This window comes from Vibrio sp. 10N.239.312.D08, from assembly GCF_041466145.1.
Lineage (GTDB): Bacteria > Pseudomonadota > Gammaproteobacteria > Enterobacterales > Vibrionaceae > Vibrio > Vibrio crassostreae_C.
In genome coordinates this window covers 25453-42638 of sequence record NZ_JBFSSD010000037.1, presented here as the reverse complement: position 1 = coordinate 42638, position 17186 = coordinate 25453, and the positions used below count along the sequence as shown (strand labels likewise).

Below are 17186 nucleotides of genomic sequence, written 5' to 3'. Positions count from 1 at the left end.
TGATTCCAGGTTAGTGGTTCGGCGCTTTGGAGAAATGGCTCTCAACCAATCTTTGGGTGATTTGGTGAGTTGGATTGGTTAGCACTTGATCTGTTTCCCCACTCTCAACCACATTGCCTTCATGCATGACAATAATCTTGTCGGTAATGTGCTTAACAATACCGAGGTGTTGAGATACATAAACGAACGATACGCCCATCTCTTCTTGTAACTCTAAGAACAGATTGATGATTTGCGAGCGCATTGCCATGTCCAAACCATTTAAAGCTTCATCAGCAACAATGATGGATGGCTGAAGTATTAAGGCACGAGCCAAACAAACCCTTTGTTTCTGGCCTGCAGCAAGCATCTGAGGGTAGAAATACGCATGTTCCGGTAGAAGGCCTACGCGCAGTAGTGTGTCTTTCACACGACGCATACGAGCTTCTGGAGGCATGTTGGTGTTTCGCTTTAATGGACCTTCAAGAATTCGACCGATCTGAATGCGCGGGTTAAGTGACGTATTCGGATCTTGGAAGATCATTCGAATCAGCTTACAACGAGTCGAGTAGTCTTTGTGCTCTAGCTTTTCGCCATTCACGCGGATCTCGCCTGCGGTTGGCTCCACCATGCCTGCGAGCATTCTGGCTAATGTTGATTTGCCAGAACCATTCTGGCCGATAAAACCAATTGTCTGGCCTGCTTCAAGAGAAAAGCTAACTGGCTTCACCGCCTGATGAATCTTTTTACGGAAAAGACCAGAGCGAGTCGTAAAGTCTTTAGACAAATCACTGACTTCTAATAATGCACTCATGATTTCTTTTTCTTCTCCATATTCAGAGGGAAGTGACAGTTGAACTTATGGTTCTTGATACGTTTCGTATGTGGGATCTCGACACACTGCCTTTGTGCGTATGGGCAGCGAGGCCCTAATCGACAACCAATAGGAAGATGTTGCAGCGGTGGAATTGACCCCGGCAAAGACTGGAGTTTCTCCTTGTGGGGAATCCAGTCGTTAAAGTCTGGCATCGCTTTTAACAAAGCAACGGTGTACGGGTGCTTTGGTGCATCCAACAGCTTCGGTGTATCAGCGGATTCTACCGATTGACCACAGTACATCACGGTAATGCGAGTCGCCCATTGGGTAATGGTGGTTAAGTCATGGCCGATCAACACGATGGTGGTGTTATTGATCTGGTTCATACGACTCAAAAGACGCAATATTTGAGACTGTGTAATTGGGTCTAAATCGTTGGTTGGCTCGTCAGCAATCAAGACTTTTGGCTTGGCTGCGATCGCCATGGCGATCATGACTTTTTGACACTCACCATCGGTCAACTCATAAGAGTAACTGTCCATTAGGCGAGAGTGGTCTTTGATGCCGACTTTGTGTAGTAATGCGATCGCTTGCTTCTTACGCCACTTAAATCGTTGCCACCAACGACCTTCAAACGAATGGGAAGGGATCGCTTCAACGAGCTGGTTACCTACTTTTTCAGAAGGGTCAAGACACGTTGATGGCTCTTGGAAGATCATTGCGATATCGCGGGCGATCACTCGGCGTCTTTCTTTCGGCGTCAGTTGCAGTAGGTCGATATTACCAAGGCGCATTCGGTCTGCAGAAACCTTCCAGTTTTCTTTACATACTCCGACGATCGCTTTTGCAACCAAACTCTTACCTGAGCCTGATTCACCTACTAAGCCACGAATTTCCCCTTCATTGAGGGTAATACTCATTCGATCTACGGCTTTAACCATCCCTTGAGGGGTCTCAATCTCGATGGTTAGATGTCGAATATCAAGTAACGGCATTATTCGATTCCTGCATTTAGCGCTTGGCGAACACCTTCACCGACGAGGTTAATCACGATAACTGTAAACATAATAGCTAAGCCGGGTAGGGTAACTGTCCATGGCGCAAGGTAAATCAACTCGACCGAATCACCCAAGATGGAGCCCCATTCGGTACTCGGTGCTTGAGCGCCAAGCCCTAGGAAACCTAAAGCCGTGATGTCAAGAATTGCGACTGACAGTGCCAGCGTAACTTCAAGAGCGATCACGGTAAGGATGTTCGGAAGGATTGAGTTCCATAGCAGGTAAAAATCGTTCGCACCATCAAGGCGAGAAGCCAGAATATAGTCTTTTTCTACTTCAGCATGCACGGCAATGTACACCGAGCGTATAAAGCGCGGGATCAGTGCCAAGCACAAGGCGAGCAAGATATTAAACTCCCCAAAGCCAAGGAATGCCACGAAGATAATCGCCAGCAGAAGAGATGGAATCGACATAACAGTATCAAGCAGGTGGTTTAGCGTGCTTGATAGTAAACCGCGCGTCATACCAGCAAGTACGCCAATCACACAACCAATGACGGCTGCGATAAAGGTAATCACCACCGCGGCGCCGAAGGTTAACTGAGAGCCAATTATTAGGCGAGAGAGAATATCTCTGCCTAAGTCATCCGTACCCAAAAAGTATTCTACCGTTCCCGCAGGATCCCAAGAGGGCGGCGTTAATAGGTGACCGGTTTGTTCTTGTGCATCATGCGGGGCTAGCCACGGTGAAGTGACGGTGACCAGAATGATAAGCACCAAACACCACAAGCCAAACATAGCTAGATTATTGCTGCGGAAGCTGCGCCAGAAACGTTCGAACTGGGTTGGAATCTGTTCTTCTTGGTAGACGTTATTTGTTAGCATACCATTCCTTCCTTACCAGTGGATTGATCATCGCGCCCAGTAGATCGGACAGAATATTAGCGGTCAAAACTAAGGTAGCCACTACAATTACACCAGCTTGAATTGAAACGTAATCTTGATTCGATAAGGCATCCAATAACCAGCGGCCAATGCCCGGCCAGTTAAAGATAGACTCGGTAACAATAGCAAGCGTTAACATACTCGATAGCTGAACACCGACCTTAGGAATAATCGGAGGTATCGCGTTTCTTAGCACGTGCTGCGTGATGATCTCTCTAGTGGAAAGACCTTTAATTCGCGCAGCGCGGATGTAGTTTTGCGTCATTACTTCAGCCACTGACGCTCTCATCAATCGGATGACCTGAGTCGTTGGCGCCAGTGCTAAAACAAGACAAGGCAACGCCATGTGCTCGATAACACTTTGTAGTGCGTGCGCACGGTAGCGACCCTCGGCAAAAAAGGCGTCAATCATCGCGAATCCAGTCACGTGTTCAATCTCGTAAAGTAGGTCGTATCGGCCACCAACTGGGAACATTTCAAAGTGCAGTGAAAACACCATGATCATCAGCAACGCGACCCAAAATATAGGCGCAGAGTAACCGGCCATTGAGGTGAACGATATGGTGGTATCAACAAATTTACCTTGTCTCATACCAGCAATGGTGCCGAAAGGGATACCGATGATGAGTGCCAACATAAAGGCAAAGAAGCACAGCTCTAGCGTTGCAGGGAACACCAGGACCAACTCATCGATGATAGGCACACCGTGTTTGCTTAGGCCAAAGTTTAGCGTCGATAATTCAGTGATATAGCTAATCCAACCGGGCCAAAAATCTTGAATTGCCCAAGGTGAGGATTGGTCTAATCGAAGCAGGGAAAAACCTACCAAGGTCAGAATTCCTAGCGTAATAACGAATAAGTTTACACGTCTTAATGTATACCAAAACATTACTGCACCTCTCTTCTGACTTGATCAAAAGGTTGGGCATTGAAAGGACTTGCTTTAAAGCCTGTTAGCGAACGATCGTGCACGCGAAATTGCACGCCATGAGCCAAAGGAATCACAGGAACTTCTTCATTGAGAATGTTTTGGGCTTGTCGGTACAAGTTCACACGGTGCCTTTGTTGATTGATCTCTAATGCTAAGTCGAGAAGGAAATCAAAGTCTGAATTACACCACATCGAGACGTTTAACCCTGCACGCTCAGAGCTGCATGAGAGCAGCGGACGTAAGAAGTTGTCCGGGTCACCGGTATTGCCTATCCAGCCTGTAAGCAACAAGTCTGTTGAGGAAATAGAGGACAACTGTGTGCGGTCAAATCGGTCGTCGGTATAGAGTTTCAATTCAATACCAATATCGGCTAAGTTTGCTTGGATAAGTTCTGCCGTTTTTCTTGGACTTGGATTGTATGCGCGTGGCTCTAGTGGTACCCACATTGAAAGCTCTAACCCAGGTTCAACGCCAGCTTCTTTGAGAAGCGCAACCGCATAGTTTCGGTCGTAGCGAACTTGAACGCTGTCTTTTTGGTGAGCCCAAGAAGTCGGAGGAAGCAAGGTGTAGGCTTTGGTTCCTGTACCGTAATACACAGAATCAAGAATGTTCTGACGATTGATGGCTAAGTTGAGCGCTTTACGAACTCGAGAGTCACGCAGTGCAGGGTGCTCAGTATTCAGCGCGATGAAAGAGACATTAACCGCCGGAGTAGCAGAAATCTTCAACTCTTCATGAGCCTGAATAATAGGGATTTGGCTAGAAATTGGTGAGTTGAGCACGTCACACTCACTACGCAGAAGCTTGGCAAGTGTGCCTGTTCCACGTTGCGAAGTATCGAACACAACTTGGTCCATTTGTACTTCACCCTTCCAGTAGTGCTTGTTCTTTTTCAAGCGCACTAGGTCGTTGATTTGGTATTCATCCAAGTAGAAAGGGCCAGTGCCGACTGGATTGGAATCGATTCGATTTTTCTCATCCGCTGCAATGAGCTGATTGGCATACTCTTTAGAGTGAATGACCGCATAGCTGGTGGCGATGTTATTGAGAAATGAATTGTCTGGGCGACTTAATTGGAATTTCACTGTTAGGTCGTCAACCGCGGTGATATCGACAATCAGGGTCTTGAAGTCGATTCCGGCAAACCACGGGTATAGGCCGCCACCCACATAATGAAATGGGTTTGAACTATCAATGACACGTTCAAAGCTAAACACCACATCTTGTGCATTCATGCTACGAGTAGGGGTGAACCAGTCTGTCGTTTGGAACGCAACATTTGGGCGCAGTTTGAACGTGTACTCTGTACCTGATTTATCAACAGACCAACTTGTCGCCAAGTTCTGTTTTGGTCGGTACGTCATCGGATCAAGAGTGAGCAGTGTATCGAAAATTTGAGGACTCAGCGATTCTGCGGCAATGCCACTATCAACCAGCTGTGGGTTGAAGGTACTAGGATTACCTTGGCCGCAATAAATGAAGCCTTTTTCACGGATTTGCTCGTGATTCACACTCTCACCACATCCAGCGAGAAAGCTCAGCGTACAGATGCTCAGTGATAGTCTTATTAGTGCTTTCATAAAAAGAAATACTTTTCGAAACGAGGCGTTAGAGGAGCCTCAAGATCCGGACAATTTAACATTTTATTTATTCGGCTCCAAATAATAATCAAGCGTGGACAGCTATTTATCGTTAGCTTGTCCGACAATCGCGTACTTCCTCACCATTCCACGTAATTGGTTGTAGGTTAACCCAAGTAATTCTGCGGCTTGTTTCTGGTTATATTTGCTCTGTTTGAGGGCTTGGTTGAGTAGCTTGATGTCTTGTTGTTCTTGCCATGCTTTGTAATCAAGCGGCAAAGAAAACAAGCTCTCTGATGAAGTATGGCTGTTAGACGGCTCATTGCCAGTTTCCGGAGAGGAATCTTGCTCTGTTTTCCATGCGGGTTTAAATGGGTTAAACACCAAATATTCAATAGGATATGGATCTTTTCCGTGCTGATAGATAGCTCGCTCAATGACGTTTTTGAGTTCTCGTACATTCCCTGGCCAAGAATAATCCAAAAGCGATTCAACGGCAGAGGGGGCAAAGCCAACAAACAACTCCAATTCCAATTCACGACACATCTTAATGGCGTAATATTCTGCCAGTAGCATGATGTCTTCTTTTCGCTCACGCAAAGGAGGGATAGTAATGACGTCAAACGCCAGTCTATCTAATAGGTCTGCTCGGAATTCGCCCTTTAATGCCATGTCTGGTAAGTCGGCATTGGTTGCACACACCAGTCTGACATTGGCACTTAGCGCCTTTTGCCCACCGACACGTTCATATTGCCCGTATTCAATAACGCGCAGTAGTTTCTCTTGAACCGCAAGGGGAGTGGTCGCCAGCTCATCCAGAAACAGCGTTCCGCCTTCTGCTCTTTCAAAACGACCTTGATGACGCCCTTTCGAACCCGTAAAGGATCCCGATTCATGACCAAACAGTTCTGAATCAATCAAACCTTCACTTAAGGTTGAGCAGTTCAATGAGATCAAAGGTTGATCCCAACGTCTTGAAAGGTAATGCAGTCTTTGTGCGATCAACTCTTTACCTGTGCCACGTTCGCCAATGATCAGAATGGGTCTTTCTATTGGTGCGAGTTGGGAAACTTTATCTAACACAGAGAGAAAGCTAGGTGATTCACCAATGAGGTTCTGCTGCATAGCGGGTCCTTGTATGAATTAATCGCTGGAGAGGTCATGTAAGAGCCATAGTGGTGAAAAATACCAATACTTGGCTAAATTCATCATAGCATGGTTCGAGTTAATCACCATTTTATTGTAAGTAACTGATAATAAATGGCTTAAAAGTTGGCACGCTACTTGGATTATTTATGGTAGGTTTAACAACAAACGTAAATTTTTGAGCAAGTGGATTGATAAAGTCGCACAACGATTTGAAACGCATTTGCCATCATTGTAATTAAGGAGTTCCTCATGGGTATTTTTTCTCGCTTTGCAGACATTGTAAATTCAAACATCAGTGCACTATTAGATAAGGCTGAAGATCCAGAAAAGATGATTCGTCTTATTATCCAAGAAATGGAAGACACCTTAGTTGAAGTTCGTACCAACTCAGCAAAAGCAATTGCTGACAAGAAAGAGCTAGCGCGTAAAGTAGAAGCTATCGAAACACAGATTCTAGATTGGCAAAATAAAGCGACACTTGCCCTGACCAAACAACGCGAAGATTTGGCGAGAGCGGCGCTAATCGAAAAGCAAAAACTGGAAGACATCATCAAGAGCCTTCACACCGAACAAACCTTGGTTCATGAAACCATCGAAAAATTGACGAGTGAAATTGGTAAACTTGAAACAAAGATCGCAGAAACTCGTGCAAAGCAACAAGCATTAATGATTCGTAACAATGCGGCAAGCAACCGTCGTGATGTTCAAAAACACCTGCACTCAAGCAAAACCAACGAAGCAATGGCGAAGTTTGAGCAATTCTCGCGTAAAGTGGATGAATTAGAAGCTGAAGCGGACGTTTACGCTAAGACTGGCAACGCAAAATCTTTAGACCAAGAGTTTGCCGAGCTACAAGCTCAAGATGAAATCGAAAAAGAGCTAGCGAAACTGAAGCAACAAGTTGAAAACCGCGATAAATAATCTAGGAGTTGTCTATGTCAACATTTCTAATTGCAGGTCCACTGATTGTCTTTTTAATCTTCGTGGCACCGCTATGGTTATTCTTACATTACCGCAGCAAGAAGAAATCCAGCAATGGTCTTTCTGAAACGAATCTTCAACGTCTGCATAAGCTTTCTGCGCAAGCCGAATCCATGCAAGACCGAGTGAAAACGCTAGAAAAAATACTGGATGCGGAGTCGCCTAACTGGAGACGAAACTATGAGTAGAGAACTGTATCGCGACACGATTAACGGCAAATTGTCTGGTGTGTGTGCAGGGTTAGCGAACTATTTTGGCCTTGAAGTGTGGTTGGTTCGCATCTTAGTTATCTCAGCAGCACTGCTTGGTGGTAGTTTTCTGGTGTTATTAGCGTATTTAGCTTTGACATTTATGCTTGAAAAACAACCACCTCAGTATGTCGACCAAATGAAGGCGAAACAAGAGCATACGCTCAAGCAAAAGCCTTGGGAAAAAGGGCAAACTGCAGAGTCGCTATTGAACACTTTAGAGGGTGATTTCCAGAAGTTAGAGACCAGTGTCCGCAACATGGAAGCTTATGTCACCTCAGACACGTTTAAAGTGAATCGTGAATTTAAGAACATGTAGTGGTAAAACCTAAAAAGGATTAGATAACGGTTTAGGAAAATTTATTCCAAGCCGTTATTTTTTTTAATAATTTTCTCTAAATAAATCTTCCGCTGACTGGTAAGTTACATGTGATTAATCTATGTTATAAAAATATTTATAGATATGGATGATCACCAATGTATAGAGCCTCCCTTGTCCTATTGACTGCCTTAGCTGGGTTGTCTGGGTGTGGTAAGGAGCTTCCTCCCGTGCCTGAACCTGAGTCCAGACCCGCCAAACTCTTCACTGTCTCCGTCGGTAATAATGCCTTTGAGCGTAATTTCCCTGCTACCACAGAAGCTGGTGACAGAGCGGTACTCGCATTCCGTGTTCCTGGGTTATTGCAGAGCATCGATGTGACCGCTGGGCAGCACGTGTCTAAAGGCGACGAGCTTGCTAAGTTAAATCCCGATGAATATCAACTACTCGAGAAGCAAGCAAAAGCGAATTTTCAGCTAGCCGATGTTCAATATCAACGTGCGATCAAACTTCGTAAAGATCGTGTGGTATCAGAGCAAGATTTCGACCAAGCGAAAGCGAACCACAATTCAGCTCGCGCGGTGCTTAATCAAGCTAACGCGAATCTTCGCTACACCACTTTGGTTGCGCCGTATGACGGAACCATTTCCATCATTCCTGCTGAAAACCATGAATACATTGCGGCTAAACAAGGCGTGATGAATATTCAAACCAATCAAATTCTTAAAGTCGTCTTCTTATTACCCGACCAACTTATTACGCGCTTTTCATCAGGGTTCGAGATGGATGCAACCATGGTTTTTGATGCGTTTCCTGAAAACTCTTACGTTTTAACCTTCCAAGAAGTGGATACCGAAGCTGACCCGAAAACAGGTTCGTACAAAGTCACCATGGTAATGGAAAGACCAACCGATGTGGGTATTTTGCCCGGTATGTCTGGCTCGGTAAATCTCGTTTCATCGTTAGCGGCGGCCACCAAAATACCAACGTCAGCAATGATGACCGATGGGGATGATGTCTCTGTATGGCGTGTGAATAGCGACGGCATTGTTGAAAATGTTGCCATTGTCATCGATGAAAAACGCCATATCGTCTCTGGATTGAACGATGGCGATCGCATTGTGACTTCTGGCGTCAATGGTCTTGAGTCGGGCATTAAAGTTCGAGAGTGGATCAAGGAAAGGGGGCTATAACATGAAAACACTTAAAGTGACCGCTGGACTGTCGTGTTTGGCTTTACTTACGGCTTGTGAAGATAAACAAGTTGTAGAAGTGAATAACACGCCCTTGGTTAAAGCTATCGAGATTTCAGTCATCGACTTTAGCGACAAACTCTATTTCCCAGCGGTTGCAAACGCTGCCGAGAAGGCTCATCTCAGCTTTCGAGTCGCTGGTGAAATCAATAAGCTTGATGTGAAAGAAGGTGAGCGTGTTTCACAAGGAGACATCATTGCAGAGCTTGACCCTACCGATTATCAACTGGATGTCGACAATGCTCAGGCGCGTTACACGGTAATTAACAGCCAATACAGACGTTCAAGTCCGCTAGTGAAGAAAGGCTTATTGGCGAAGTCACAGTTTGATGAAATTGCTGCTCAACGCCAGATCGCTTATGCCGAGCTGGAACTCGCAAAACTGCGCTTGTCGTTCACTAAGCTTCGTGCTCCTGTTGATGGGATCATTTCTCGTGTCAGTGTCGATCAATATGAAAATATTCAGGTAGGCCAGCAGGTCGTGAACATTCACAGTGTCGAGGATGTTGAGGTTGTTATCCAACTGCCTGACCAGATTTACGTGAATCAGCCTAGCGAACAGCTGTTATCGAATGTTGAGGCTGTGGTAAGAGTACCCAGTGGCAATGAATACACGGCGGCTATTAAGGAGTTTACCACTGAACCTGACCCAAGCACGGGCACGTTCACGGTGACGCTTGCTCTACCTATGCCGGAAGATGATTTGATTCTGGATGGTATGGCCGTTGAGGTGACGTCAAATGGGCGAGATATCGGTTTGGAGCTAAAAGCTGGTGTACTTATTCCGATCGAAGCGGTATTCAATGCAGACGGTGATGAACTGGATCGTAAAAACTCTTATGTGTGGGTTCTTAACGACGACAAGACAGTCTCGAAACAACAAGTCGTGTTAGGAAAAGCAAACCAGGAAACATTGCAGGTAGTGAAAGGATTGGAAATGGGGCAGCATGTCGTTGTTGCAGGCGTATCGCGATTGCGAGATGGGATGACAGTGGAAGTATTGTCTCAGGAGACGAACAATGAGTGAAGTAAATAACAAGCCCCAAAATGACGATCAACAGGGTGATGATCAGATCACAGGTGTTGCTTCTTACTTTATACGTAACAAAGTCATTAGCTGGATGCTATCTCTGATCTTTCTTATTGGTGGTGTCTCTGCCTTTTTCGGCTTGGGTCGTTTAGAAGATCCTGCCTTTACCATCAAAGATGCAATGGTCGTGACTTCATACCCGGGGGCAACGCCTCAGCAGGTGGAAGAAGAAGTTACTTACCCACTAGAAAAAGCGATTCAACAACTTACCTATGTCGACGAAGTGAACTCTATTTCAAGCCGTGGCCTGTCTCAGGTAACGGTAACGATGAAGAATAACTACGGCCCAGATGATCTTCCGCAAATATGGGATGAACTTCGCCGAAAAGTGAATGATCTCAAGGTTGAACTGCCACCCGGCGTCAATGATCCTCAAGTCATCGATGATTTCGGTGACGTTTACGGTATTTTGCTGGCGGTGACGGGGGATGGCTATAGCTACAAAGAGCTGCTGGATTACATTGATTACCTAAGGCGAGAGCTAGAGTTGGTTGATGGGGTCAGTAAAGTCTCCGTTTCCGGCCAACAACAAGAGCAAGTGTTCATTGAGATATCGATGAAACGGATAAGCTCTCTGGGTCTGTCTCCAAGCACGGTATTTAACCTTTTATCGACTCAAAATATTGTATCAAGTGCAGGAGCGGTAAGGATTGGTGATGAATATATTCGAATCCATCCAACGGGTGAGTTCCAAAACGTTGAGCAGCTTGGCGATTTAATTCTGACAGAAGGTGGTGCTCAAGGTCTCATCTATTTAAAAGATGTGGCGAATGTAACTCGTGGTTATGTTGAAGTGCCAAGTAACATCATTGGCTATAACGGCAAGCTCGCACTTAACCTTGGTGTCTCTTTTGCGCAAGGCGTGAACGTAGTAGCGGTTGGTGAAGCGTTTGATCGAAGATTGGCCGAGCTAAAGTATCAACAACCCGTCGGCATCGACATCTCCGAGGTTTATAACCAACCTAAAGAGGTAGACAAGTCGGTAAGCGGATTTGTGGTGAGTTTAGGGCAGGCGGTTGCGATCGTAATCGTGGTGTTACTGTTCTTCATGGGACTAAGATCGGGCCTATTGATTGGTTTGATACTGCTATTGACCGTATTCGGTACATTCATTTTCATGCAGTACTTCAAGATCGACCTACAACGTATTTCACTGGGCGCGTTGGTTATCGCCTTGGGGATGCTGGTGGATAATGCCATTGTGGTGGTGGAAGGGATATTGATCGGCACGCAGAAGGGGCGAACCCGGATGCAGGCCGCCACCGATATCGTAACTCAAACCAAATGGCCGCTGCTTGGTGCGACGGTTATTGCGGTGACTGCGTTTGCTCCAATTGGTTTATCTGAAGACTCAACAGGCGAATACTGTGGCACCTTGTTCACGGTGCTACTGATCTCCTTGATGCTGAGTTGGTTTACTGCCATCTCGCTCACGCCGTTCTTTGCCGACATGTTCTTTAAAGGTCAGAAGGTCGATCCAGATAACGAAGGTAAGGACCCATACAACGGGATGGTTTTTGTTATCTACAAAAACTTCCTTGAGTTCTGTATGAAGCGTGCTTGGTTAACCATGTTTGTTCTGATTATTGGTTTAGGCGCGAGTGTGTACGGTTTTGGTTTCGTTAAGCAAGCCTTCTTCCCGTCTTCAACCACACCTATGTTCCAAGTGGATGTGTGGATGCCAGAAGGTACCGATATTCGAGCGACCAATACCAAGCTTAAAGTGCTTGAGAGTTGGCTAGCTGAGCAGGACGAAGTTGAACATATCACGACAACCGCGGGTAAAGGCCTGCAACGTTTCATGCTGACTTATGCGCCAGAGAAAAGTTATAGCGCTTACGGCGAGATAACGGTTCGTGTGAAAAGTTATGAAGTACTTGAAGGGCTAATGAAACGCTTCCGTGAACATGTAAATGGTCAGTTCCCAGAGATTGACTACAAGCTTAAACAGATCGAATTAGGTCCTGGTGGCGGTGCGAAAATTGAAGCGCGAATTGTGGGTTCTGATCCAACGGTTTTACGTTCAATCGCTGCACAAGTGATGGACATCATGCGTGCTGATGAAGGCGCATTTAACGTTCGTCACGATTGGCGTGAAAGAACTAAGGTATTAGAGCCTCAGTTCAATGAAAGCCAAGCGCGTCGTTATGGTATTACTAAATCTGACGTTGATGATTTCCTAGCAATGTCTTTCTCTGGTAAGTCGATTGGTGTGTATCGTGATGGTACAACGTTAATGCCGATTGTGGCTCGTTTGCCTGAAGACGAGCGTGTCGATATTCGTAACATCGAAGGCATGAAGATCTGGAGCCCAGCATTAAGTGAGTACATCCCACTTCAACAAGTAACGTTAGGTTACGAGCTAGAATGGGAAGATCCACTGATCATCCGTAAGAACCGTAAGCGTATGCTAACGGTAATGGCGGATCCTGATCTATTGGGTGAAGAGACGGCCTCAACTCTACAGAAACGCTTACAACCACAGATTGAAGCGATTGAGATGCCTCCGGGTTACTCATTGGAATGGGGGGGTGAATATGAGTCGTCAGCAGATGCACAGGCGTCACTGTTCACAACCATGCCTCTGGGTTACTTGTTCATGTTCTTAATCACTGTGTTCTTGTTTAACTCGGTGAAAGAGCCTCTGATCGTTTGGTTAACGGTTCCATTGGCGTTGATAGGGGTGACGACAGGCTTGCTAGCCTTGAATACACCATTCGGCTTTATGGCGCTGTTGGGCTTCTTGAGTCTATCTGGGATGCTTCTGAAGAACGGTATCGTACTACTTGATCAAATTGAGATTGAGATGAAATCTGGTAAAGATCCGTATGTAGCGGTTGTTGATGCGGCTCTGAGTCGTGTTCGCCCGGTATGTATGGCGGCGATTACCACCATTCTAGGTATGATCCCTCTACTACCGGATATCTTCTTCAAACCAATGGCAGTAACCATCATGTTTGGTTTAGGCTTTGCGACTGTACTCACGCTAATCGTAGTGCCTGTGCTGTATCGTTTGTTCCATAAAATTGAAGTGGCTTAACGTCAACTGACCTTTGAAATAATGCCCCTAATTGGGGCATTATTTTTATGTACGATTACTAAAAGAGACCATCGAAATGGAAGCTAATACAGTGGATAGAACGTGTGCATGGGCGCTTAAACATGAGCTTGAAAGGGAGTACCACGATGCAGAGTGGGGCGTGCCTGTTTATGATGACCAAGTTCTGTTTGAGTTCATTACTTTAGAAGGTGCTCAAGCAGGTCTGAGTTGGATTACGATCCTTAAAAAGCGTGAAGGCTATCGTGCCGCGTTCGATAATTACGATCTAAACAAGCTAGCTGAGCTGAATGAAGACAACGTGCCGCACATCATTGAAAACTTCGATGTGGTTAAACACAGGGGTAAGATTGCTTCGGTATACAACAATGCACGAGCAACGCTTGAATTACAGAAAGAGTTCGGCTCTCTTTCTAATGCCTTATGGCAATTTGTTGATAATGAAGTGATCGTGAATCAATGGACTGAGATGTCTCAAGTTCCCGCTTCTACCGAGCAATCTAAAGCGATGAGTAAGTTTTTGAAGAAGAGAGGCTTTAAGTTTGTAGGAGAAACAATCTGTTACGCATTTATGCAAGCAACAGGTATGGTCAATGATCATTTAGTCGGTTGCCCACACAAATAAAGTGTTATTTATTTCAGCGGAACAATCACTTAGAAATTGAAAAATTCATAGCCATTTTTTCATCGCTCTGAGATCTTTAAGTGGATGTGCTTTAAGGTTCAATATTGGCTTTGAAAGCTTCTGGACTATGAGCGGTTTGTATTATGAGCTGAAGTATCTGCATATGAGTATTTTGAGTTATGCTTTAAACAGAAAAAGGCAGGAATATCCTGCCTTTTTTGCATATTAGACCTATCGTCTCAGATTAAATCAGAGCGCTATAACGTTCTAATCCCGCCTCTAGATCAGCAATCAGGTCATCAACATCTTCTAACCCAATATGAACACGTATCAAGGTACCTTCGAAATTAGGATTGGCAACAGTTCTCAAGCTGTCAAAACTGCTTGGTTCGTTAGCTAGAATCAAACTTTCAAATCCACCCCAAGAGTAACCCATACTAAAATGTGTCATTCCATCAAGTAACGCTGTCGTCGCTTTGATATTAGAGTTGTTTAGTACAAAAGAGAACAAGCCATTACCGCCAGTAAAATCTCGTTTGAAGAATTCATGGCCTGGGCAAGACTCAAGAGCAGGGTGACGAACGTGGTTAACTTCAGGACGAGTCTCTAACCATTTTGCGACCTTCAAGCTGCTTTCTGCGTGTTGGCGTAGACGCACATCAAGAGTACGAATGCCGCGAAGCCCTAAATAAGCATCATCAGGTGAGACACATTGCCCCATCAAGTAACTTTGCTCTCTTAGTTGATCCCAGCATTTCTCATTGGCGACTGCCGTACCTAGCATCACATCAGAGTGACCCACGATGTATTTGGTCGCTGCTTGAATCGAGATATCAACACCAAAATCAAACGGTGAGAAGTTCACGCCAGCCGCCCAAGTATTGTCTAGCATAACGATGATGTCATGTTCATGAGCGATACGCGCTAGTGTTGGAATATCCTGCACTTCCATGGTGACAGAGCCTGGAGACTCAGTAAACAGCACCTTAGTGTTTGGCTTGATAAGGTCTTGGATACCTTCACCAATCGTTGGCTCGTAGTAAGTTGTCTCTACCCCCATCTTTTTCATGATGGTGTCACAGAAATCACGAGTAGGTTCGTAGCAGGTGTCAACCATTAAAATATGATCACCTGTTTCTACAAAAGAGAGAATGGCATTCGAAATTGCTGCTGTACCACACGGGTACAGTGCACAACCCGCGCCGCCTTCTACTTCAACCATCGCATCTTGGAAGGCAAAATGAGTGTTGGTTCCACGACGTCCGTAAAAAAGGGTCTTGTTAGCGCGGTTAATCGTAGCTTTACGCTTCTCTTCTACTGAGTTAAATACGACAGTTGAAGCGCGTTGTACTGGTGGGTTAACAACACCATTGGTCCACTTCTTATCACGACCGGCAGTGATAAGTTTAGTGGTTTTGTTCTCGGACATGCTGTGAATTCCTTATCAATCGGTTATGTCCTATTTAAAACATGCGAGTAGCCATCAAAGCAAGAGGGAAGAGAGAGTTTTTAACGTTTTCTTTTGGTTTTTAACTTTTCCTCGATTTGTGATGAAAAGTTAAAAAGCGGTCGCAAAGATACTATTCGTTGCCAATGGTGGTCGGCGAGCGAGGAGTATTAGAGCAACGGGTTGAATAAATAGAACAGTCTCTCAAAGAAGCGGTTACGTAAATTTCTCTGTTCCCACTGCTCTAATTCCACGGGATGAGATGATTCAATATAGGATTGCTGTAAATCAAACAATTGCTTGGTGAAGTGTACGTCGTCAACGGCAAGGGTTACTTCAAAGTTGAGCCACAAACTGCGCATGTCGATATTGACGGTTCCGATCAAGCAAAACTCTTCATCGATCACTACCGATTTGGTATGAAGAAGGCCACCGTAAAATTCATAGATCTTCACGCCAGCTTCAAGCAACTCGGTATAAAACGCACGAGAAGCCCATTTAACCATTAGTGAATCGTTATTGTGTGGAATGATCAGTTCTACAGTTACGCCGCGTTGAGCTGTCATCTTAAGTGTTTCGAGTAAGTCAGCACTTGGCACAAAATAAGGTGTAGTAATACGTACAGAATGATTCGCTTGATTGATGGCGATGGTCAGTACTTGTAAGATCAAATATTCCGGCATGCCAGGGCCAGACGGCACTACTTGAACCGGATGATGTGTCATGATTTCTTCAACTGGGCATTCAGGTATATCAGGGAGAATGCGTTCACCAGTCTCAACTTCCCAATCCCAGCCATGAATAGCGGATAACACATTAACGGTTGGCCCAGTCACTCTGACCATTACATCAATCCACTGACCAACGCCGGAACTTTGTTTGAAGTGAGCAGGATCGACCATGTTCATTGAACCCGTATAGGCGATAGTCTCGTCAATCACAATGATTTTGCGGTGTTGTCTTAAATCTAGGCGACGTAAAAAAATACGCCATGGGCTCACTTCTAGTGCTTGTACGACTTGAACGCCTGCGTCCTTCATCATTGACTGCCAGTGGCTTTTGAAAAAGCGAGGGCTACCGGCTGAATCGAGTAAAACTTTAACATCTACGCCACGTTTTGCAGCGCGAATCAGCGCAGAGGCAACCGAATCGGTCAGGCCACCTGGATGCCAAATATAGAAAACCATCTTGATACTGGTTTGTGCATTTTCTATATCTTCGATAATTGCGTGTAGGATCTCGTTTGGTGAAGATTGCAGCGATAGAGTGTTTCCACTGAGTGCAGGGATGCCCATTCGATTGTTACAAAGCTCGTCAATCTTATGGATAGGGGAGCCGACTTTCCCTGGTTGGTGAAGTTGGCAATCATTCAATTGACGGAACCAGTCGCCGAAAGGGGTAAACATACGATGAGCGCGTTCAGCCCTTTTTCTGCCTAGGTTTAGCTCACCAAAAAGGAAGTAACAAGCTACACCAACAATCGGGATAATGTAGATAACCATTAGCCAAGCAAGAGAAACGCTGACAGAGCGTCGTTTTAGTACAACACGAAACGTCACACCGGCTACGAGAACCCAGTACAAAACAACAGAGGCCAAAGTTAAAAAATGATAAAGCTTATCCACATTGAATACTCGAAAAAAGAGACACTTAGATAGTAATGCTATTTAACGGATATGGGAATTTAAGGAATCAACTATTTACAAAATAGAGCAAAAGATGTAAATAGGTTAAAGTTGTTAATTTTTGGTCAACTTAAGAAGAAAA

At 45.1% G+C, this 17186-nt stretch carries 15 protein-coding genes; 7 read left to right on the top strand and 8 right to left on the bottom strand.

The genetic code is table 11. The features are described from left to right. Window positions 1-10: 10 nt before the first annotated feature. From AB6D58_RS17885 to pspF, 6 genes are all read right to left on the bottom strand, one after another. Window positions 11-793, bottom strand: a complete 783-nt coding sequence (locus AB6D58_RS17885) for an ATP-binding cassette domain-containing protein (protein ID WP_017060304.1) — start codon at window positions 791-793, stop codon at window positions 11-13. Then, entirely contained in the window at window positions 790-1791 is a 1002-nt protein-coding gene (locus tag AB6D58_RS17880) for an oligopeptide/dipeptide ABC transporter ATP-binding protein (protein WP_017060305.1), read from the bottom strand. Before AB6D58_RS17880 ends, AB6D58_RS17885 begins: the two co-directional genes overlap by 4 nt. Beyond that, a complete protein-coding gene (gene sapC / locus AB6D58_RS17875) occupies window positions 1791-2678 on the bottom strand; it encodes a putrescine export ABC transporter permease SapC (protein WP_052879883.1) in 888 nt (295 codons plus the stop codon). The genes AB6D58_RS17880 and sapC overlap by 1 nt, the downstream gene beginning before the upstream one ends. After that, complete coding sequence (locus tag AB6D58_RS17870) at window positions 2665-3627, bottom strand: ABC transporter permease subunit (RefSeq protein ID WP_102393830.1); 963 nt, start codon at window positions 3625-3627, stop codon at window positions 2665-2667. The genes sapC and AB6D58_RS17870 overlap by 14 nt, the downstream gene beginning before the upstream one ends. Continuing rightward, window positions 3627-5249: an ABC transporter substrate-binding protein SapA gene (gene sapA / locus AB6D58_RS17865; protein WP_102393829.1), complete on the bottom strand. Its 1623-nt coding sequence runs from the start codon at window positions 5247-5249 to the stop codon at window positions 3627-3629. The genes AB6D58_RS17870 and sapA overlap by 1 nt, the downstream gene beginning before the upstream one ends. 102 nt (window positions 5250-5351) lie before the next feature. Next, the gene (gene pspF / locus AB6D58_RS17860) at window positions 5352-6374 is read right to left on the bottom strand and encodes a phage shock protein operon transcriptional activator (RefSeq protein WP_017060309.1); all 1023 of its coding nucleotides are present in this window, start codon (window positions 6372-6374) and stop codon (window positions 5352-5354) included. Between the two features lie 273 nt (window positions 6375-6647). On the opposite strand from pspF, the gene pspA reads away from it, so the two are divergent. From pspA to AB6D58_RS17825, 7 genes are all read left to right on the top strand, one after another. Continuing rightward, window positions 6648-7319, top strand: coding sequence for a phage shock protein PspA (pspA, locus tag AB6D58_RS17855; RefSeq protein WP_010440091.1), 672 nt, complete (start codon window positions 6648-6650; stop codon window positions 7317-7319). A 14-nt stretch (window positions 7320-7333) separates the two neighbouring features. Further along, window positions 7334-7567, top strand: coding sequence for an envelope stress response membrane protein PspB (gene pspB, locus AB6D58_RS17850; RefSeq protein ID WP_102393828.1), 234 nt, complete (start codon window positions 7334-7336; stop codon window positions 7565-7567). Further along, complete coding sequence (gene pspC, locus AB6D58_RS17845) at window positions 7560-7946, top strand: envelope stress response membrane protein PspC (RefSeq protein WP_017065334.1); 387 nt, start codon at window positions 7560-7562, stop codon at window positions 7944-7946. The genes pspB and pspC overlap by 8 nt, the downstream gene beginning before the upstream one ends. Window positions 7947-8104: 158 nt before the next feature. After that, window positions 8105-9139, top strand: coding sequence for an efflux RND transporter periplasmic adaptor subunit (locus tag AB6D58_RS17840; protein WP_029236444.1), 1035 nt, complete (start codon window positions 8105-8107; stop codon window positions 9137-9139). A 1-nt stretch (window position 9140) separates the two neighbouring features. Beyond that, entirely contained in the window at window positions 9141-10226 is a 1086-nt protein-coding gene (locus AB6D58_RS17835; protein ID WP_102393827.1) for an efflux RND transporter periplasmic adaptor subunit, read from the top strand. After that, entirely contained in the window at window positions 10219-13329 is a 3111-nt protein-coding gene (locus AB6D58_RS17830) for an efflux RND transporter permease subunit (RefSeq protein WP_017065336.1), read from the top strand. Before AB6D58_RS17835 ends, AB6D58_RS17830 begins: the two co-directional genes overlap by 8 nt. 76 nt (window positions 13330-13405) lie before the next feature. Continuing rightward, on the top strand, window positions 13406-13972 hold the full coding sequence (locus AB6D58_RS17825; RefSeq protein WP_017065337.1) for a DNA-3-methyladenine glycosylase I: 567 nt from the start codon (window positions 13406-13408) through the stop codon (window positions 13970-13972). A gap of 244 nt (window positions 13973-14216) precedes the next feature. On the opposite strand, the gene AB6D58_RS17820 is transcribed toward AB6D58_RS17825, so the two are convergent. Then, the gene (locus tag AB6D58_RS17820) at window positions 14217-15401 is read right to left on the bottom strand and encodes a cystathionine beta-lyase (protein ID WP_017065338.1); all 1185 of its coding nucleotides are present in this window, start codon (window positions 15399-15401) and stop codon (window positions 14217-14219) included. A 188-nt stretch (window positions 15402-15589) separates the two neighbouring features. Beyond that, entirely contained in the window at window positions 15590-17044 is a 1455-nt protein-coding gene (gene cls / locus AB6D58_RS17815) for a cardiolipin synthase (protein ID WP_065583881.1), read from the bottom strand. Between the last annotated feature and the right edge of the window lie 142 nt (window positions 17045-17186).